We start from the raw sequence: 18,975 nt of genomic DNA, 5'->3' as shown, positions 1-18,975 counted from the left end.
GGCATACCCCTTGAACTTTATCGACAATCGCTAAAGTAACGATTGTGAGCAGTTTGAGGAGACCGCCGATGGGCGATGCACCACTCGTCATGTCCGGTGCAACGAAGCGTTTCGGCGCTTTCACGGCAGTCAATTCCCTCAGCTTCACTGTGCCTGCGGGTCAGATTATCGGCTTTCTCGGTCCGAACGGGGCCGGCAAGTCGACCAGCCTGCGCATGGCGCTGGGTGTGATGGAGCCGGATGAGGGCGATGTGTCGCTGTTCGGCGCAAAGCCCGAAATCCGTGCGCTGAAACGCGTCGGCTTCCTTCCCGAGGAGCGCGGCCTCTACAAGAAGATGACCGCGCGCGACACGATCACCTATTTTGCGCGCCTCAAGGGCATGAGCGCGAACGATGCGCGCGTGCGCGCTGACGAGCTGCTGGAATCGACCGGGCTCGGCAAGTTCCGGCTGACCCGGATTTCCAAACTGTCGAAGGGCATGGCGCAGAAGGTGCAGATCCTCTCGACGCTGGCGCACCGCCCGGACTTTCTCATTCTCGACGAGCCGTTCTCCGGCCTCGATCCGATGAACCAGCAGACGCTGGAAAACCTGATCCGCGCCGAACATGAGCGCGGCGCGACGATCCTGTTCTCGACACATGTGATGGAGCACGCAGAACGGTTGTGCGACCGGATCGTGATGCTGGCGCGCGGGCGCAAGGTTCTGGATGGCACGCTGGAGGAGGCCTATGCGACGCTCGGGCAGGGCGCGCGGGTTTCGGTATCTGCGGGCTTCGACCTTGCCGCCGCGCTGGCGCCGAAGGGTTTCTCTGCGCACCGCGCGGCAGACAAGGGGCCAGGTGAGGCATGGCGAGTGGAATTGCCGAGAGGGCGCGGCGCGCAGGATGCGTTGCGGGCAGCCCTCGAGGCGGGTGCGCCGATCCTCGGCTTCCAGCCGGAAGAAGCGCGCCTGCGCGATGTGTTCGTCAACCTGGTCGGCGAGGCGGAGGCGGCCGCTCTGGATGTGCCCACCGCCGCCGAAGCCGGGGAGGCCGCGTGATGCGCAATATCTACCTGATCTTCCGGCGCGATTTCCTCGGCTATGTGAAGGCCTGGGGCTTCTGGCTGAGCCTTGCGGCGGTGCCGCTGTTCCTGATCCTCGGCATCGGTTTCGGCATGTTCGCCGCCACGTCCTCGCCGGTGCGCTACTATGCGGTGATCGCACCGACCGATGCGATCTCGCGGGCGATTGAAGGCGAGTTCCAGCGCCGCGCAAGTGATGCGGCTGAAGAGGCCGCTGCCCTCGCGAAGCAGATGAATATCCCGCTGAGCGAAGCGGAAGCGCAGATTGCTGAGTCGGCTGGGGGAGGGCGGAAATTCTTTGAAGTGCCTGCGCCCGCGCGCACGCTGGAAGATCTGCGCCCGTGGCTGGCGGGTGAGCGCACGGTGTCCGGTCCGGCAGGAGAGAAGGGACTGTTTGCGGCTTTCATCCTGTCGGAAGACGGCAGCATGCTCGAGTACTGGAGCAATGACGTCAATGTCGACACGTTGCAGCGCACCGCCGAAGTCGCCATGCGCGACATGAGCCGGCGCAACGCGCTCATGTCGGCCGGACTGGAGACAGATTTCCTGAAACAGGCCGATGATGCGGCGGTGAAGGTGCCGGCCTTCCGGCTGAACAGCACGCATGCCGGTGAGAGCGGCGCAGAAGTCACGATAGCCGACCGCGCGCCGGCGATCGTGTCAGGTGCGCTCGCCTATTTCCTGTGGCTGATGGTGTTCTCGATCATCCAGTACCTTCTGATGGGTACGATCGAGGAACGCTCCAACAAGATTTTCGACACGCTGCTGACCTCGGTGAAACTGCCGGAACTGCTGGCGGGCAAGCTGCTCGCCGTGTTTGCGGTGACCTCGACGATGATGCTGTCATGGACGGCGTTTGCAGGCATTGGCTCAGCCTTTTTCGCAGCGCAGGTGCCGGGAATGGCGGATACTGTGAGCCCGTTCCTTGCGGCGCTGACCGATCCCGGCCTGATCATCCCGGCACTGATCAGTTTCGTGCTCGGCTATGTGCTCTATGGCGCGATCTTCATGGCGCTGGGCTCGCTGTGCGACACGATCCAGGAAGCGCAGACGCTGCTCTCGCCGATGATGATCCTGCTGATGCTGCCGATGTTCGCGATCTTCATCGCCTTCCAGGACCCCGGCTCGCCGGTGATTGATATTGCCAGCTGGGTGCCGGTGTTCACGCCGTTCCTGCTGATCCTGCGCATTCCGCATGATCCGCCCATGTGGGAAATCCTCACGCAGATGGGCATGATGGCCGCCGTCACGGCGGTGATCGTCTGGCTGTCGACCAAGGTTTACCGCGCCGGGGCCGTACACGGCGCCGGCATCGGCGAGATCGGCGCGATGATGAAATCCGCCATCGGGCTGAAGCCGAAACCGGCGAAGGAATAGTCGTACTCAGCTCTGCGAAGGCGGGAGCGGGCGCGACCAGATGAAGGTGGCAACGCCCGCCAGCACCAGAAGCTGCACGGCAAAGACCGGCCAGGGCACGGATAGCGCCAGCGAGATGCCGAGAACGGCGGTCATGGCCAGGGAGCTGGCGACTTTTGTGCGCCGGTTGATGGCGCCGTGCGCGCGCCAGTCGGCGATCAGCGGCCCGAAGGTGCGGTGATGGATCAGCCAGGCGTGCCAGCGGTCGGATGAGCGTGAGAAGGCGAACGCCGCCAGCAGGATGAACGGTGTCGTCGGCAGGAGCGGAACGACGATTCCGAGGGCGCCGAGGCCAAGGGAAATGATCCCCAGCGCGAACCAGGCTGCGCGCCGGGGAGTCATCTTGCGTCCGTGAGCATTATGCCCTGCCTTTGCGGATGTGATGCGCCGGTTCAACCGGCAATCACGTCATCTCTACAAGAAAAAAGCCCCGGAGGCGGTCCTCACGGGGCTTTTCTGATGTGTCGTGGATCGAAACGCTTACACGATGCCTTCGCGCTGGGCGCGCTTGCGGGCCAGTTTGCGGGCCCGGCGCACGGCTTCGGCGCGTTGGCGGGCTTTTTTCTCGGAGGGCTTTTCGAAGTGCTGACGGGCTTTCATTTCCCGGAACAGGCCTTCGCGCTGCATCTTCTTCTTGAGCGCGCGGAGGGCTTGCTCGACGTTATTATCGCGGACAACGATCTGTACTATAGGACTTCTCCATCAGGTTCAGGTTCGGGCTGCCGCCCGGAAAACGGGTAAGTATGGGCCTGACAGCCCGGAAAGCGCGGCCTATATCACGGCCGGTAACGACTCGCCAAGCCCTTGAGGCACAGGAATCGACCATGACCGAGGCCCCCTCCGAAACCCTGCGCCGGCGCTGGCTGGAAGCCCTGTTGCCTGAGGTGGCTTTCGAAGGATGGACGGAGGAAGCCGCAAGGTCCGCCGCCATCCGCGCCGGGCTTACCGATGGTGAACAGGCCCTCGCCGCCCCGCAGGGGGTGGTGAACCTTGTCGATGCCTTCTTTGATGCGGCAGAAGCCGAGGCGCGCGCCGCGCTGGCGGCAGAGGATCTGAGTGCGCTGAGAGTTCCGGACAAGGTGAAACGGGGCGTTCTCGCCTGGCTGTCGGCACTTGCGCCGAACCGCGAAGCGGTGCGCCGGGCCGCTAGCCGCGGCTTCCTGCCCTGGGGGGCCGGGCCGGCGCTGCAGCGGACCTGGAAAGTGGCCGACATGGTGTGGACGGCAGCAGGCGATACCTCACAGGACTATAACCGCTTTTCGAAGCGCGGCCTGCTTGCGGCGGTAATCCCCGCCATCGTGCTTTACTGGGCAGACAATCCTTCGCCGGACGATCTCGACGCCTTCATCACGCGGCGCCTCGCGAATGTTTCCGGTATCGGCCAGCGCGCGGGACGAATCGTCAAGCCCGTGCTCGAACGCTTCGGCAAGCGCTGACGCACTTTGTTTCTATACGGATTTTCCGGGAGCAAAAGTGTCGGACAGAGACTGATCAAGCGCCCCAGGGGGCTGGGGGGGCTGATGGGTCCGGGGCACCTGCTAAACGCCTCCGCCCGACAAGGTAAAGATGGAGGGGGGCAGTGGCGGCGGCAAGTCCGAAATGTGGTGATTTCTGGAAATGCGGATTAATTCGCAGTTAGCATCGGCAGGCACTGGACGAAGCGCCAAAGCTGTGCGGAATTATACGCAATGACGGAACTCCATTCGCGCAAGCCCGCCCCGGATCCGGTAGTCGCCTTCCACAAGAGCGAGCTGCAGCCCATTCTTGATGTCTATGGCCGTCTCGTCATCACCGGCGAGGCGCGTGACTATGCCATCGGCATGGGCCGCGATGTGGCGACCTTCGCGATCTTCCGGCGCACGGCGGAGAGCCCGACCTGGCGGATCGAGAAGGAACCGGCGCTGGCGAACCGGCAGGGGCAGTATGCCGTGTATGGGTCGGGCGGGCAGGTGCTGCGCCGCGGCCGCGAGCTGAAACAGGTGCTGCGCGTGTTCGACAGCCGGAAGTTCACAATCGTCCGTTAACGGAAGGCAGGGTTTTGTTAACCCTTTGTTTACCAAAAACTTCTTGCGAACCAAACTGGAACATTGTAGGAACATCCTACAAGGAACGGAGCAAGAACATGGGTAGCGCAGTCAGCTTTCGCGGTCAATCAGGCAAGGCATGGTCTTTCCAGCGGGCGGCGGCAGACGCGCCGTGGGCACGGGCCCCGGGCGTGGCGATCTTCGCCATTCCGGAAGCCTGCGGCTGGCGGGTCTTCCGGGTGATGGAACTCTCGGGCAAGCCGCACGACATCCAGCCGATCTGGGCCCTGGCCGAGGCCGAGCGGTATGGCGCCAGCGCTGTCTTCGTGGCGATGGAATTCGATGCGCCGGTGCGCCGCCAGATGGTCTCTGACCTCGAAGCCGGGTTCCAGCCGATCATCAGCTCCGGCGTACGCTCGGGCGATGTGATCCGGCTTGCCGCCTAACGTGCCGCGTCCGTGTACCAGCGGGTGACGTCTGCCTCGACCATGTCGAGCGGGCGGGGGCCCGTCGACAGGATCGCGGTGTGGAAAGCCACAGGATCGAACCGGGGGCCCAGCACGCGCTGGGCCCTTTCGCGCAGGTCGAGGATGCGCTGGCGCCCGATCCAGGACGCGGCCGCGTCGCTGGGTGCGGCGCTGATCCGGTCGACTTCCTCCGCCGCCTGCACGGCATCGAGGCCGGCTGCCGACATCAGGTAACCGGCGGCGCGCTCGCGGGTCCATTTCTGCTGGTGGATGCCGGTATCGGCCACCAGCCGGGCCGAGATCAGAAGCATCGCGCGCAAGTAGCCGATGCGGCCGAGCGGATCATCCGTGTACAGACCGGATTCGTCGGCAAGCGTCTCGGCATAGGCTGCCCAGCCTTCGGCATAACCGGTATTGCGGATGATCCGGCGCGCCAGAGGCAGGGGCGCGGTCTCGCCGGCAAGGCTGTTCTCGAGATGCTGGCCGGGCACGGCATTGTGGAAGACCAGTGTCGGCAGCGTATAGTCGGGCCAGTCCTGCATGCGCGCCGTATTGATTTCAAACCAGGCGGGGCTGCGCTGGTCGAGCTTTCGCGGAATGTAGGATGACGGCGCGGCGTGCGCGGCAAAGCCGGCCGGTGTGACCCGGATGGTCAGCGAGCCTGCAGGGCGGCGGCCGGCCTGCGTGTCGGCAACCGGCATCGCCTTCTCGGCAAGCTGCGTGAGGCGTTCCACCAGCGCCGCGCGTCCAAGATCGCTGTCCTCGTAGAGCTGTCCCGGTTGCTGCGCCAGCATGGCCAGGCGTTCAGGCACGCTGCCTTCGGTCAGGCCCAGCGCAGCAAGCGCTGTGTCCAGCTGGCCGGTGAAGCGGGTCACGTCCGAGGCGCCGCGGGCATGCAGCTCGGCAGGTGTATCCTTCGTGCCGGTATAGGCGGCGAGAACCGCGAGATACCAGGCATCACCGTTGCGTATCTGCCAGATGCCGGGCTCGGTGGGGGCGCCTTCTTTCAGCTGCGCGATGCCTTCGGCGAAGCGCGCATAGGCGGGCAGAATCTGCTGCGTGAACAGGTCCCGGGCCTGCTGGGCATAGCGGGCGCGCGCCTCCGGCGTCAGCCCGGCAATGCCGCTGAGCAGGTTATCGAAGGTCTGGATGACGAGAGAGGTCTCTGGTGTCTCCTGCAGCTTGAGAGCCGTGAGCGCGAGCATCCGGTCCAGAACGGGGGCAGGGGGAATGATGCCGGCACGGGCATCGGCTTCGAGGCGGCGGCGTTCATCATCCAGCGCGCCGGGCAGCTGCGAGAAGCGCGACAGGAAAGCGTCGACATCCGCCGGCGTGTCCATCGGCTGGTGGCGGACGAGGAGTTCCGGCACATCGAGCCAGGCGCCGCGCTGGTGATCTGCAACGTAGGGATAGAATACCGAGAGATTGCCCGCGCCATGCCCGGCCACGAAGACAGCTTCGGCAGCCTCATGCGCCGCGATCACCGTGTCGAGGTTGCGGGCAAGCGCGCTGCCGGGGGCGGGGCGGGCGGTGCGGATCAGCACGTCCAGCGTTTCGAGACGCTCGAGGCGCGCGCGTTCGAAGGCGGCCTGCGAGCGGTCTGTCAGCAGCCGTCCGAGCGGAAATCCGGCGGCGTCCTGGCTGACGCCGATCCGGGTGCCGAGTTCCGGCCCGCGGACAAGTTCGTTCTGCGCAACCGTGGTGAGGGAGGCTTCAACTTCGCGCGCGATCCGGCGGGGCGTGCCTTCGGGATCGGCCCTCGGGGTGCAGGCCGGGAGCACGAGGGCGAGGAGGCAGGCTCCGATCAGGGCTGGCAATGCAGGCGGGAAGGGTGGACGCATGACGCTTTTTTCACGGTGGGTGCACTGTAATTGAGCCCGGTTCGGGAGTTGTGGCCAGAGTATAAATCCGGTATCGCTCCGGCCAAATTTCAGGAGTCAGACACTGTGACCATGCCTTCCGCAAGCGGCGGCCAGCCGCCCATCACCGGCCAAGTTCTCTTCTACAACCAGCCGCAGCCGCTGTCTGCCGAACAACATGGCGGACTTGGCGTGAAGCAGCTCGCCCAGCCGTTCGATTTCCTGCGCCAGGCACATGCGGTGCCGGTGACGGTCACGGAATTCGGCGTCGCGGCTGCCTCCTACCCGATTATTTTCGTCGGTGATGAGCGCACCCCGGTTGTCGTTATGGGCGTTCGTCAGGGCCAGAACCTGTTCGTGGACCAGAACGGTTTCGTGTTCGAAGACTATTACATTCCGGCCTTTGTGCGCCGCTATCCGTTCGTGTTTGCGGCGGATGAAGGCTCCGACCGCCTTCTGCTCTGCATCGACCGCGCGGCCCCGATGGTGTCGAACCAGCCGGACGTGCCGTTCTTCGTGAACGGCCAGCCGAGCCAGTTCACCAATGACGCGATCGAGTTCTGCAAGGAATTCGAGCGCCAGCGCCGCGCCACACAGGACTTCGTCAAGATGATCCGCGACATGGACCTGTTCGAAGAGAAAACCGTTGCCTTCCAGCCGCGCGATGCGCAGGGCCGCGAGAACGGACCGCAGCAGAAAGTCGCCGATTACTGGGCGATCTCCGAAGAGAAGCTGAACGCCCTGCCGGCCGAGAAATATCTCGAGCTGCGCAACAATGGCGCGCTCGGTGCGTGCTATGCCCACCTCGTGTCGCTGCTGAACTGGTCGAAAGTGATCCAGCGCGCCGTGCGCACGCCGCCTCCGGGCCAGGTCGCCTCCTGAGGCGCCTCCGCAAGGTAAATGACAGACGGCCCTTCCCCGCGGAGGGCCGTTTTCATGTGCGGCCTGCGGCATCACGAAGAGGCGAGTGGGGTTTCCCGGCGCCCTTCTGTAGCGCATATCGGGTGCCAGACGTGTCGATCCCGGGGTGTTTTTCGATGAACCAGATGTTCCGCGCTCTGATGGCCGCGCTGATGGCCACGTTCGCGCTCGCGGGGCCGGCTATTGCGCAGCTGACGCCCGGTGAGCGCCGCGCGGAGGTCGAGCTGATCTCCGAACGGGCCAGCGCCGCGCCCGGCGAGACCGTGTTTGTCGGCCTGAAATTCACGCTCGATCCGGGCTGGCACATCTACTGGCGCAATGCCGGGGATGCCGGACTTCCGCCGCAGCTGATCCTGCCGGACACCACGCCGCTGCCGGAAGGCGCGCTGGGCGAGTTCCGCTGGCCGCTGCCGCACGAGATCCCGGTCGTTGAAGGCGAGATCATGGATTACGGGTATGACGATGTCGTCGTGTTCCCGATCCCGCTGACAGTTCCGGCCGATGCCAGCGGCGACATCCGCATCGAGGGCGTTGCGGACTACCTGATCTGCGAGTCGGTGTGCATTCCGGAGACCGGCGATGTCTCGCTGGTGCTGCCGGTGGGCGCGCCGCAGGAGGATGTGGCCTCGGGCAGCCTGATTGCGGAATGGATCGCGAAAGTGCCCACGCCGTTTGCGGGCGAGGCGCGCATCGACATGTCGGGCGCGCAATGGCTGCTCAGCCTCGCGGCAGAAGGCGGCTTTCCGGAAGGCGCATCGGTGCGCTTCTTTCCCTTTGGTCACGAGATCAAGCACCCGGCTCCGCAGCTGCAGCGCTTCGGTCCGGAAGGGATCAGCCTGTCGCTGACGCCGGACAAGTTCGGCACGGCCGGCGAGACGCTGGAAGGCGTCATCCGCATTGAGGCGCCGGGCGCAGCCCCGGTGGGCTACGAGATCCGCGCGGAGGCAGGCGAGGCGCTGGCCGGAACAACCGATCAGGCGTTTGTGGCTGCCGGCAGTCCGGCGCCCGCAGGCTCCACGCTCACCGGCCTGCTCGGGCTGATTGGTCTTGCCTTCATCGGCGGCCTGATCCTGAACCTGATGCCCTGCGTGCTGCCGGTTTTGTCGATGAAGGCCATCGGCATGGTACAGGCCGCTGCGACTGGCCATGCCGGCGAAGTGAAATCGCACGGCATCTGGTACACGCTCGGCGTTCTCGTTTCTTTTCTCGCCCTGGCTTTCGTCATCCTCGCGGTGCGCCAGGCAACCGGCTTTGCCACGCTCGGCTTCCAGCTGCAGCATGCGCCGACCGTAGCTGTCCTTGCACTGATCATGTTCGGTGTCGGCCTCTGGCTGATGGGCTTCTTCGAGCTTGGCACATCGATCCAGAATACCGGCTCGGGCCTCGCCAGCCGCGGCGGATCGATGGGCGCCTTCTTTACCGGCGTGCTCGCTGCTGTGGTCGGCGCGCCTTGTGTCGGGCCTTTCCTCGGCGCCGCGCTCGGCGCAGTGATGAGCCAGCCCGCGAGCGCGGTGATCGCCGTCTTCCTCGCCATGGGTTTCGGCATGGCGCTGCCCTTCCTTGTACTGAGCTTTGTGCCGGGCCTGCACAAGCTTCTGCCGAAACCGGGCAAGTGGATGGACACGCTGAAACAGGCCTTTGCCTTCCCGATGTTCCTGACCGCGGCATGGCTCCTGTCCGTGCTCGCAGACCTTGCCGGGGCAGGGGCGGTCGGATGGGCGCTCGTCGGCGCCACGGCGCTGGCCTTCGCAGTCTGGATCGCGCGCAGCGGCGGCGCGGTGCGGCGCGGCGTGGCCCTCGTGGCGCTTGCAATCGGGTTCGGCCTGCCCGCCGTGCAGGCGAATGTGCCGGCCGCATCAGAGTTTGCAAATGGTGACACGAAAGTGCCGGCCTATGCCGAGGCCGCGTGGAGCCCGGAAGCGGTTGCAGAATATCTCGCCGATGGCCGCCCGGTCTTCGTTGATTTCACCGCCAGCTGGTGCGCCAGCTGCCAGGTCAACAAGCTGACGACCCTGAACACAAAACGGGTGAAGACCGCATTCGCGGACGCCGATGTGGCCTTCCTGGTGGCGGATTTCACCCACAAGGACCCGGAAATCGCTGATGAGCTGCGCCGCCGGGGCCGCGCGGGCGTGCCGATGTATCTCTGGTACCCGGCCGGGGCCAGCGAGCCGCAGATCCTCCCCGAACTGCTCACTCAAGAACTTGTCATTGGACTTGCCGAAGGACGGTGAGACTATATCCCATCCCGAATTGCATTTTGCAGGAGACGACGATGATGATCACCCGCCGCCACCTTTCCCTCGCTGCCGGCATGACCGCGGCAGTGGCCCTGACAGCCGGGGCGCTGATCGCGTCGACGGCCCAGACCGCTGAAGCGGCCGCTCCCGCGACCGGCACAGCCGCGCCCGTCTTCACCGGCACCACCTCCAAGGGCGAGACAATCTCGCTGTCGGATTTCGCCGGCAAGACGGTTGTCCTCGAATGGACGAATGATGGCTGCCCCTTCGTGAAGAAGCATTATGCCGATCCGCCGTCGAACATGCAGACGCTGCAGAAATCTGCCGCCTCGGATGACATTGTCTGGATCTCGGTCATCTCGTCGGCCAAAGGCGAGCAGGGCTATGCTGACGGCGCCCGCGCCGATGAGCTGACCGCATCGCGCGGCGCAGCGCCCGCTCATGTCGTGCTCGACGAGCCGGGCACGATCGGCAAGCTCTATGGCGCCAAGACGACGCCGCACATGTATATCATCACGCCCGAAGGCAAGCTCGTCTATGACGGCGCGATTGACTCCATCGCTTCGGCCAAGGTCGATGATATCGGCAAGGCCACGAACTATGTCACCGCCGCGCTCGCCGATCTCGGCGCCGGCAAGCCGGTGGCGACGCCGGTGACCAAGCCCTATGGCTGCGCGGTCAAGTACAAGTAATCCGTAGCCGGATAGACTCCTGAGGGCCGGGCACCAACGTGTCCGGCCCTTTGCGTTGCGACGCCCGGCCGTGACGCAGGGGACGGGGTTGATTGACCGGGCCCGGCGGGCGCAGACTGGCTTGAGGAGCCAGGGAGCCTGCCGATGAGCCGCAAGGACGATCCGATTGTCCGGGATCAGCCCGAGGAGATGCCATCCGAAGGCGGGCCCCTCGCGGACTATCGCGGCGCCCTGCCGCCGGCGCCGGACTGGTTTCCGGAGGCTGTCGCCACGCCCTATGAAGTGCACCGCGTCGATGTGGCCGGGGCCGGTATTTCTTACCAGCGCTGGGGCCGGCGCGGCGCGCCGGGCCTGCTGTTCGTGCATGGCAATGGCGCGCATGCCCATTGGTGGGATTTCATCGCGCCATATTTTGCCGCGGACTACAATGTCGCGGCGCTGACCTTCTCCGGCATGGGCGACAGTGACTGGCGCAGCACCTATGACATGGCGACCTTTTCGGCTGAACAGGTGGCGGTGGCCGAACATGCCGGCCTGTTCGAGGCGGCGCGCAAGCCGGTGATCGTTGCGCACTCGTTCGGCGGCTTCGTCACGCTGGTGACAGGGGCAGAGCATGGCGACCGGTTCGAAGGCATGGTGATTGTCGACAGCCCGGTCAATCCGCCGGAGCGGCCGCACCAGGGCCCGTCGCGGGCCGGGCGTCCGCACCGCACCTATCCGGACCTTGCCACCGCGCTCGCGCGTTTCCGGCTCGCCCCGCCACAGCTGTGCGAGAACCATTATGCGATGGACTATATCGCGCGCTGGAGCCTGAAGCGCGCCGAAGGCGGCTGGACCTGGAAGTTCGATCCGACAATCTGGACCCGGTTCGAGCCGGGCAGGGATGGCGGCGAACTGCTGAAGGCGGCGCGCTGCCGGGTGGCGATCATCCGGGGCGAGGAGAGCGCGCTGATGCCGGATGATGTGCGCGAATACATGCGCGCCCTGATGGGCCATCAGGTGCCGTTCGTGTCGATCCCGCATGCGCGCCATCATGTGATGCTGGACCAGCCGATCGCTTTCATCTCGGCCCTGCGTATGTTGCTTGCAGAATGGGACCATTCCGACCCGCACCGCAGCATCGCCGGATAGTCCTGCAGCAGCCGGGCCTGGTTTTCCGCCGGATGCGTGCTTTGACTTGATCCTGCCTGAACTGCCGATAGCTTGCAGCCCGGGGAATCGCGAAGGAGCGGGACAATGCCCAGGGCAACACTCGACGAAACGACTTATAATTCCGCAGCAGAGCGGTTCATCGAGCGCCCCGTCGTGCGCGATGCGATTATGGTCCTGATCATCGCCAATGCGCTGGTGCTGGGCGTGCTGACCTATGCGGAGCAACTGCCGGACTGGCTGGTCGCGGCCCTGAACTTTTTCGATTCGGCGGTGACGGCGATTTTCGTCGCTGAAATCCTGATCAAGCTCTACGTCTACCGGCTGCAATTCTTCAAGCTCGGCTGGAACTGGTTCGACTTCATCGTCATTACCGTCTCACTGATCCCCGGCGGCTCGCCCTTCACGGTGCTGCGCGCCCTGCGGGTGCTGCGCCTGTTGCGCTTGTTGCACCTCATCCCGACGATGAAGCGGATTACCGAAGCGCTGCTGACGGCCCTGCCAGGTATGGGCGCGATCCTCGCAATCCTCGGCCTTGTCTTCTACGTCTCCATCGTGATGGCGACCTACCTGTTCAGCGGCTCCCAGAACACGGAGAATTTCGCGACACTGACCGCCTCGGCGCTGACCATGTTTGAAGTACTGACGATGGAAGGCTGGAATGGCCACATGCGCGACCTGCTGGATGAATATCCCTTCGCCTGGGCCTTCTTCATCCCGTTCATCCTGTTCACGGTCTGGGCAATCCTGAACCTGTTCACCGCCGTTATCGTCGACTCGCTGCAGGACAGTGCGCTCGAGACGGTACTGGAGAAAGAGCAGCAAATGGATGCCGAACTCGAAAAGCACGAGGAAAAGCGCCACAGGGAACTCATGGCGCTGATCGCGGAGATGCGCGCGGAAATCCGGGAACTGAAGGAAAAGAGCGGCGGCTGATCAGCCGGCGAAGGCCTTCTCGATCACGAATTCTGCCGGTGCGGCGTTCGAGCCTTCGGTCAGCCCATGCTTCAGCATCAGCGCCTTCACGTCCTGGATCATCTCCATTGAGCCGCAGATCATCGCACGGTCCGTGGACGGATCAAGTCTCGGCACACCGAGATCGGAGAACAGCTTGCCGTCCTCGATCAGCGTCGTGATCCGGCCCATGCGCTCATACGGCTCGCGCGTCGTGGTGGTGTAGAGCGTCAGCTTGCCCTCCACCATCTCGCCGACGAGGGGATCGTCCTTGAGGCTGGCGACAAGGTTCTTGGAATAGGTGAGTTCGGCAACGTCCCGGCAGGTATGCGTGACGATCACCTGCTCGTAGCGTTCATAGGTCTCCGGATCGCGCACGAGGCTGGCGAACGGCGCAAAGCCGGTGCCGGTGGAGAACATGTAGAGCCGTTTGCCGGGGGTGAGCGCGTCGAGCACCAGCGTGCCGGTGGGCTTGCGCCCCAGCAGCACCTTGTCGCCCGGCCGGATCGCCTGCAGCCGCGAGGTCAGCGGGCCGTCCGGCACCTTGATCGAATAGAATTCCAGCTCCTCGTCCCAAGCCGGGGAGGCGACCGAGTAAGCGCGCAGCAGCGGCTTGCCGTCTTCCTTCGGCAGGCCGATCATCACGAACTCGCCGGAGCGAAAGCGGAAACTCTGCGGACGGGTGAGGCGGAAGCGGAACAGACGGTCGGTATAATGCTCGACAGCGAGGACAGTCTCCTCGGTCGGCCCATTCGGGTTCACTTTTGTGGCAGCCGTCTGGCCAGCCGACGCATCGGCGCTCATCCTCAGCCCTCCTTGCGGGTCAGCGCCTCACTTGCCGCTGGCGCGGGCCAAAAGCAATGCGTCAGATGATGTGTTTAGTTTTCCTGATAGGTCGGGCGGCTTACCCAGTCGATGGCCGGATCGGAAATACTGTAAGCGCCGGATAATTCGTAGATGTTCTCGTAGCCATAGCCATAGAGGTTGATGAAGGTCGGCACGTTCAGCGCCAGCGGCGCCGATTTCAGCATCACCGGGGCGACATTGTCGGTGAAATTGTTGTTGCAGTAGATCAGGATACGGCGGTTCTTCGAGCCGATCACTTCCGACAGCATGCCGGCCGAAAAGTCCGAGAAATTCAGGTTCACGGCCCCGTCAATATGGCCAAGCGTATAGTTGCGGGCACTGCGGGCATCGATGATGATCGTATCGGGATCGGCCTTCATGGCGTTGAAGGTGGCGAGGTCGATGAGGCGCGTCTCGCGGTAGGCGGCGACATCGCGGCTCAGCTCCACAAAGCCGGAATAGTCGATCAGCGCGGGCTCCGTGCGCGCCTGTGCCGGGGGAACGGCCAGCGCGCCGAATGCGATCATGGCAAGCCCCAGGACGGAAAGACCGGCAACGACCGGCAGGCGGGTGCGGACAGGTTCAGGGTTCATGGCATGCCTCCTTGACGCGGCCATCTGGAGACATGCTCACCCCGCAGGGTGGCCAGATTGTGCACGCTTGAAGGTATTGCTGCGAATTCCGTGCCGCGGGTCAGACCGCCGGGCGCCGGCCCATACGCTCTTCCCAGTGACGGCGGCAGACGGAGAGATAAGTCGCCTTGCCGATGGAAATCTGCTCGCCTTCGGTCAGCGCCTGGCCGTCCGGGCCGAGGCGCACCACCATCGTCGCCTTGCGTCCGCACTCGCAGATGGTGCGCACTTCGCGCAGGCTGTCGGCAATCGCAAGCAGGGCTGCGGCGCCTTCGAACAGCTCGCCGCGAAAATCCGTACGCAGACCATAGGCCAGCACCGGTATGCCGAGAAGGTCCGCCACCCGCGCCAGCTGCCACACTTGGTCCTTGGTCAGGAACTGCGCCTCGTCCACGAATACCGCGTCGAGCCGCCCCGCCTCTTTCTGCATGCGCACCAGCGCAAACAAATCGGTCTCCGCCGTGTAGAGTGTCGCTTCCGCCGAAATGCCGATGCGTGAGCTGATATGGCCATCATCCGCGTCGCGGTAGAGCGCGGAGGTCAGCAGCAGCACATCCATGCCGCGCTCACGGTAATTGTACGCCGCCTGCAAAAGGATCGTCGACTTGCCGGCATTCATCGCCGCATAGGAGAAGTAGAGCTTGGCCATCGTGGGCGGCCTCTAGCGGATCGGCAGGGCCACGCCTTCACGGCGCGGGTCGGCGCCGCCTTCGAGGCCGGTGCTGCGCACCACGATCAGGTGCAGCCCGGAATTCTCGCCGGTGCGTTCCTCGACCGTATAGCCCATGTCGCGCAGCGCCTGCGCCGCTTCCGGGCCGCCATCAACGTCGATTTCGACGGCAACCGTATTGCCCCGCGCAATGATGTTCGGCAGCGCGGCGGCTTCCTGCGCCGACTTGCCCCAGTCGAGCACGCCGACCAGCGTCTTGGCGACATAGGCAACAATCGAATTGCCACCCGGCGATCCGGTGACCATGAACAGGTCGCCGCCCTCGTCGAACACCAGCGTCGGCGACATGGACGAGCGCGGGCGTTTGTTCGCACCCGGAGCATTGGCAACCGGCTTGCCGTTCGTTTCCGGCGCGCGGGCAAAATCTGTCAGCTGGTTGTTCAGCAGGAATCCGCCGGCCCAGCGCGAAGAGCCGAACGCGGCTTCCACCGTCGCGGTCATCGATACGGCATTGCCCTCAAGGTCGATGATCGACAGGTGCGTCGTGCCCGCGCCGGGTGTTGTCGGGTCTTCGCCCCACATCGGGCGCATCGGGTCCTTGCCCAGCACCACGCCCGGATCACCGGGGAAGGATTTGCCGTCCGGCGCAAAGCGCTCCTTCGCGCGCGCCTTGATATAGGCGGGGTCGATAAGCTCCGCCGTCGGAACAAACACATGGTCTGCATCGGCGACATAATGGTCGCGGTCGGCATAGGCAAGGCGCTGCGCATCGACAAAGGCCTTGAGGTACAGGCTCTCATCGGCATTCATCGTTACCGGCGGTTTGAAATGATCATAGAGGCCGAGGATCAGGTTCTGCGCGATGCCGCCGGAGCTGGGCGGCGGGGCAGAGCAGATCTTGTAGCTGCTCTGCAGGGCGCCGCAGACAGGCTCGCGCTGCACCACCTTGTAGTTCGCAAGGTCCTCCAGCGTCATCGCGCCGCCATCGGGGCCGGCATTGGTGGCTTCGACAATCTCGGCGGCGATGCTGCCGGTATAGAAGGCGGCGGGGCCTTCGGTGGCGACCGCTGCCAGCGTTGCCGCATAGGCCGGATTGGTGCGGCGGAAACCGGCGGGCAGGGGCTCGCCATCCGGATAGAAATAGGCGGCCGTGTCCGGATTGTCGTCGAGCCGGATAGCAGCGCGCAGACGCGGCGAGGCGAGCGCTTCAGCCAGCTTCGGCGACACGAGGAAGCCGTCCTCGGCCAGCCGGATGGCGGGCTGGAACAGCGCCTCCCAGCTCGCCTGGCCGGCGGCATCGTGCGCGGCCTTGTAGAGCGCGATCTGGCCCGGCACGCCGACCGAACGACCGGATTGCCAGGCGCTGACGAAGTCCATCACCTTGCCGTCCTTGATGAACAGCTCGGGTGTCGCCGCCGCCGGCGCGGTCTCGCGGCCGTCAAACACGGTGATCGTGTCCTTCGCCCGGTCGTAATAAACAAGAAAGGCGCCGCCGCCGATGCCGGAGCTTTCCGGTTCCACAAGGCCAAGCACCGCATGCACGGCAATGGCGGCGTCGATGGCATTGCCCCCATTGCGCAGGATTTCGAGGCCGGCTTCCACGGCATAGGGGTTTGCCGCAGCCACCATGCCGCCCTTGGTCCACGACAGGTCGCCCAGCGCCTCGACTTCGCCGGAAGAGGGCTTGGAGCCATCCGCGCCGTTCGAAACAGTCGCGGCCGGCGGGGCGCATGCGGCGAGGAGGGAGACAAGAACGAGGCCGGTAAACTGGCGCATGGCAAAACCCCTTGCTTGGCGGCGGGCCCGCAGGCCCTTAAGACCGGGGCAGGCAAATCAGATGACAAGGCTCTTAACATGGCAAAGCCGGGGTCGCGCAACCTCATTACAGATGTTGCAGGCATTCATGTCGGGCAGGCCGAGGATGCAGGTGTACGCACCGGCGTAACGGTCATCGTGCCGGAGGAATTCAGCGTTGCTGCCGTGCATGTGGCCGGCGGCGGGCCAGGCACGCGGGAGACAGACCTCCTGAGCGGCGGGCGCCTCGTCGGCGGGGTGAATGCGATTGTCCTCTCTGGTGGCAGTGCGTTCGGGCTCGCCTCGGCAGACGGGGTGATGGCGGGGCTGAAAGCGGCGGGCCGCGGCTTCCCGATGCGGCCCCAGCCGGGCGTGCCGCTGCCGCCCATCGTGCCGGCGGCAATCCTCTACGACCTCGCCAATGGCGGCAACAAGGATTGGGGCGATACCGCCCCCTATGCTGCCCTCGGGCGGGCAGCATTTGATGCGGCGGGCGTGCAGTTCCGCCTCGGCCGGGCAGGGGCAGGCTATGGCGCGCGCGCCGGTCTCGCGCCGGGCGGCACGGGCTCAGCCAGTATCATGACGGCCGATGGCTTCACGGTTGGCGCAATTGCTGCGGTCAACTCCCACGGGTCAGTGCGCATGCCCGGCAGCGCCGCCTTCTGGGCTTGGCCCTTCGAGATCGGGGCTGAGTTCGGCGGCGTGCGCCCTGAGCCCGAATTGCATTTCGATGCGGAAGACTGGGGCGCGGCCAAGGCGAACCCTGGCCTGCGCGAAAACACCACCATCGCCTGTATCGCCACCGACGCCGCGCTCACCCGCGACGAGGCCGAGCGCGTGGCGCAGATGGCGCTCGCCGGCATGGCCCGCGCGATCCGTCCCGTGTTTGCGCCGTCTGACGGCGATGTCGTGTTCGTGGTCTCGACCGCGAAGCGCGACCTGCCGGAGCCGCGCCCGATGGGCATCGCGCGCATCGGCGAGCTTGCCGCCTCGACCCTGTCGCGCAGCATCGCGCGCGCTGTCTACGAATCCGAAAAACGGGAATCCGGCCAATGATCCGCAGACTGAAGACCGGGCTATTGATCGCTGCCGCCGGGCTCGTGCTCGCGAGTTGCATGGTTGCGGGCCACGATGCGGACCCGGCCGACTGGCCGGGCATTGTGTCGATCCAGACCATCTCCGGCAAGACCGTGTTCCATGAATGCGGCGGCACGCTGATCGCGCCCGGCTGGGTGCTGACGGCGGCGCACTGCGCGGAAGGCATGCAGGTGGAATCGAACGGGCGGGCTGCGTCGTTCGCCCGCGCCGAAGAGGGCCGCCTTGAACGTCTCGGCACCGTCGCCGCCGTCATCGGCCTTGGTGACCTGCGTGACATCCCTTCCGGCCGCGCTTTCCCGGTCGCCGAAGTGGTCGTTCACCCGGACTATATTCCCGGTGCGCCGGAGCGGGGCAACGACCTCGCCCTCCTGCGCCTTGCCGGAACACCGGATCTGCCGGTCATGCCCCTCGACGGCCTCGTCGCCTCCGCCCCCGGTCTCTACGACCCCTATGCCGATGTCCTCGCCGCCGGCTATGGCCGCAAGGGCGAAGGCGCGCAGGGGGAGGGCGGTGTCTCCCGCACCGGCCGCCAGGTCGAAGCCGGCTCCCTCATCCTGCAGGAAGGCTATGTCCCCGCCGTCGCCCCGGACGCCTGCGCCAGCATGGTCGCCGAGGGTCTTGTTCGCGAAGGGCTCGCCGAAGCCTATGCCGGCGTCACCGTCGATCCCGCCACCCAGCTCTGCGCCGGCACCGGCGGGGCCGATGCCTGCCAGGGCGACAGCGGCGGGCCCCTCGTCCTGCGCACCGCAACCGGCCCGGTCCAGGTCGGCATCGTCAGCTGGGGCCTCGGCTGCGCCCGCCCGGGCAATCCCGGGGTCTATGTCCGGGTCGGCGCCTATGCCGGATGGATCGGGGCTGTCACCGGTCTTCTGCCCCCAGGAGCGGAGTTGGACGAAGCTGGAGAAAGCTGGAATCCCCCGGAAGAATCAGGGGATGGCGCGCCTGAAAACGCCGCCGGACCGGACTGAGAGAGAAGGTTTTTTGTGGCTTGCAAGGCCGGGGGCACGCCTGTATGTGTCCCGCTTCTCAATGAGCAGCACCCGTAGCTCAGCTGGATAGAGCACCAGACTACGAATCTGGGGGTCAGGAGTTCGAATCTCTTCGGGTGCGCCATTTGCGCGGTTTTCAGGCCTGGCATTGCCATGCGTAC

The 18,975-nt window shown here is 65.2% G+C and carries 19 protein-coding genes and 1 tRNA gene; 13 read left to right on the top strand and 7 right to left on the bottom strand.

Going from position 1 to position 18,975, the window contains the following annotated elements; genetic code table 11:
* The first annotated feature begins 68 nt into the window (after positions 1–68).
* Both ACK4TE_RS13270 and ACK4TE_RS13265 read left to right on the top strand, forming a co-directional pair.
* Positions 69–1,040, top strand: a complete 972-nt coding sequence (locus ACK4TE_RS13270) for an ABC transporter ATP-binding protein (protein ID WP_409912007.1) — start codon at positions 69–71, stop codon at positions 1,038–1,040.
* A complete protein-coding gene (locus ACK4TE_RS13265; protein ID WP_409912006.1) occupies positions 1,040–2,440 on the top strand; it encodes an ABC transporter permease in 1,401 nt (466 codons plus the stop codon). The genes ACK4TE_RS13270 and ACK4TE_RS13265 overlap by 1 nt, the downstream gene beginning before the upstream one ends.
* A 6-nt stretch (positions 2,441–2,446) precedes the next feature.
* Here ACK4TE_RS13265 and ACK4TE_RS13260 read toward each other — a convergent pair whose 3' ends face one another.
* On the bottom strand, positions 2,447–2,821 hold the full coding sequence (locus tag ACK4TE_RS13260; protein ID WP_409912005.1) for a YbaN family protein: 375 nt from the start codon (positions 2,819–2,821) through the stop codon (positions 2,447–2,449).
* A 138-nt stretch (positions 2,822–2,959) separates the two neighbouring features.
* Complete coding sequence (rpsU, locus tag ACK4TE_RS13255; RefSeq protein ID WP_011648133.1) at positions 2,960–3,169, bottom strand: 30S ribosomal protein S21; 210 nt, start codon at positions 3,167–3,169, stop codon at positions 2,960–2,962.
* A 134-nt stretch (positions 3,170–3,303) separates the two neighbouring features.
* On the opposite strand from rpsU, the gene ACK4TE_RS13250 reads away from it, so the two are divergent.
* The 3 genes from ACK4TE_RS13250 to ACK4TE_RS13240 all read left to right on the top strand — a co-directional run bounded on the left by ACK4TE_RS13250 (position 3,304) and on the right by ACK4TE_RS13240 (position 4,949).
* The gene (locus tag ACK4TE_RS13250; protein WP_409912004.1) at positions 3,304–3,915 is read left to right on the top strand and encodes a COQ9 family protein; all 612 of its coding nucleotides are present in this window, start codon (positions 3,304–3,306) and stop codon (positions 3,913–3,915) included.
* A gap of 252 nt (positions 3,916–4,167) precedes the next feature.
* Positions 4,168–4,503 (top strand): DUF2794 domain-containing protein, encoded by a 336-nt coding sequence (locus tag ACK4TE_RS13245; RefSeq protein WP_409912003.1) that lies wholly within the window; start codon positions 4,168–4,170, stop codon positions 4,501–4,503.
* Positions 4,504–4,601: 98 nt separating this feature from the next.
* Complete coding sequence (locus tag ACK4TE_RS13240; protein WP_409912002.1) at positions 4,602–4,949, top strand: hypothetical protein; 348 nt, start codon at positions 4,602–4,604, stop codon at positions 4,947–4,949.
* Here ACK4TE_RS13240 and ACK4TE_RS13235 read toward each other — a convergent pair.
* Positions 4,946–6,811: a DUF885 domain-containing protein gene (locus ACK4TE_RS13235; RefSeq protein WP_409912001.1), complete on the bottom strand. Its 1,866-nt coding sequence runs from the start codon at positions 6,809–6,811 to the stop codon at positions 4,946–4,948. The two genes, ACK4TE_RS13240 and ACK4TE_RS13235, sit on opposite strands and share 4 nt — an antisense overlap.
* Before the next feature lie 111 nt (positions 6,812–6,922).
* Between ACK4TE_RS13235 and ACK4TE_RS13230 the strand changes: the two genes are divergently transcribed.
* From ACK4TE_RS13230 to ACK4TE_RS13210, 5 genes are all read left to right on the top strand, one after another.
* Complete coding sequence (locus tag ACK4TE_RS13230) at positions 6,923–7,711, top strand: SapC family protein (protein ID WP_409912018.1); 789 nt, start codon at positions 6,923–6,925, stop codon at positions 7,709–7,711.
* A 155-nt stretch (positions 7,712–7,866) separates the two neighbouring features.
* Positions 7,867–9,984 (top strand): protein-disulfide reductase DsbD family protein, encoded by a 2,118-nt coding sequence (locus ACK4TE_RS13225; protein ID WP_409912000.1) that lies wholly within the window; start codon positions 7,867–7,869, stop codon positions 9,982–9,984.
* A 41-nt stretch (positions 9,985–10,025) separates the two neighbouring features.
* Positions 10,026–10,682 (top strand): redoxin domain-containing protein, encoded by a 657-nt coding sequence (locus ACK4TE_RS13220; RefSeq protein ID WP_409911999.1) that lies wholly within the window; start codon positions 10,026–10,028, stop codon positions 10,680–10,682.
* A gap of 144 nt (positions 10,683–10,826) precedes the next feature.
* A complete protein-coding gene (locus ACK4TE_RS13215) occupies positions 10,827–11,813 on the top strand; it encodes an alpha/beta fold hydrolase (RefSeq protein ID WP_409911998.1) in 987 nt (328 codons plus the stop codon).
* A 105-nt stretch (positions 11,814–11,918) separates the two neighbouring features.
* On the top strand, positions 11,919–12,767 hold the full coding sequence (locus tag ACK4TE_RS13210; RefSeq protein ID WP_409911997.1) for an ion transporter: 849 nt from the start codon (positions 11,919–11,921) through the stop codon (positions 12,765–12,767).
* Here ACK4TE_RS13210 and ACK4TE_RS13205 read toward each other — a convergent pair whose 3' ends face one another.
* From ACK4TE_RS13205 to ggt, 4 genes are all read right to left on the bottom strand, one after another.
* Positions 12,768–13,589 (bottom strand): ferredoxin--NADP reductase, encoded by an 822-nt coding sequence (locus ACK4TE_RS13205; RefSeq protein WP_409911996.1) that lies wholly within the window; start codon positions 13,587–13,589, stop codon positions 12,768–12,770. It abuts the gene before it with no gap.
* 74 nt (positions 13,590–13,663) lie between these two features.
* Positions 13,664–14,224, bottom strand: a complete 561-nt coding sequence (locus ACK4TE_RS13200) for a rhodanese-like domain-containing protein (RefSeq protein WP_409911995.1) — start codon at positions 14,222–14,224, stop codon at positions 13,664–13,666.
* 100 nt (positions 14,225–14,324) lie between these two features.
* Positions 14,325–14,912 carry a thymidine kinase gene (locus tag ACK4TE_RS13195; RefSeq protein ID WP_409911994.1) on the bottom strand — a complete coding sequence of 196 codons (588 nt, stop codon included), beginning with the start codon at positions 14,910–14,912 and terminating at the stop codon, positions 14,325–14,327.
* Positions 14,913–14,924: 12 nt separating this feature from the next.
* Positions 14,925–16,709: a gamma-glutamyltransferase gene (gene ggt / locus ACK4TE_RS13190; RefSeq protein WP_409911993.1), complete on the bottom strand. Its 1,785-nt coding sequence runs from the start codon at positions 16,707–16,709 to the stop codon at positions 14,925–14,927.
* Between the two features lie 78 nt (positions 16,710–16,787).
* On the opposite strand from ggt, the gene ACK4TE_RS13185 reads away from it, so the two are divergent.
* The 3 genes from ACK4TE_RS13185 to ACK4TE_RS13175 all read left to right on the top strand — a co-directional run bounded on the left by ACK4TE_RS13185 (position 16,788) and on the right by ACK4TE_RS13175 (position 18,938).
* Positions 16,788–17,783 (top strand): P1 family peptidase, encoded by a 996-nt coding sequence (locus tag ACK4TE_RS13185; protein WP_409911992.1) that lies wholly within the window; start codon positions 16,788–16,790, stop codon positions 17,781–17,783.
* Complete coding sequence (locus ACK4TE_RS13180; RefSeq protein ID WP_409911991.1) at positions 17,780–18,793, top strand: S1 family peptidase; 1,014 nt, start codon at positions 17,780–17,782, stop codon at positions 18,791–18,793. The genes ACK4TE_RS13185 and ACK4TE_RS13180 overlap by 4 nt, the downstream gene beginning before the upstream one ends.
* A 68-nt stretch (positions 18,794–18,861) precedes the next feature.
* A tRNA-Arg gene (locus tag ACK4TE_RS13175) sits at positions 18,862–18,938 on the top strand.
* The last annotated feature ends 37 nt before the right edge of the window (positions 18,939–18,975 follow it).

This window comes from Hyphomonas sp. (genome assembly GCF_046313975.1).
GTDB lineage: Bacteria > Pseudomonadota > Alphaproteobacteria > Caulobacterales > Hyphomonadaceae > Hyphomonas.
This window is presented reverse-complemented; position numbering and strand designations above follow the sequence as displayed.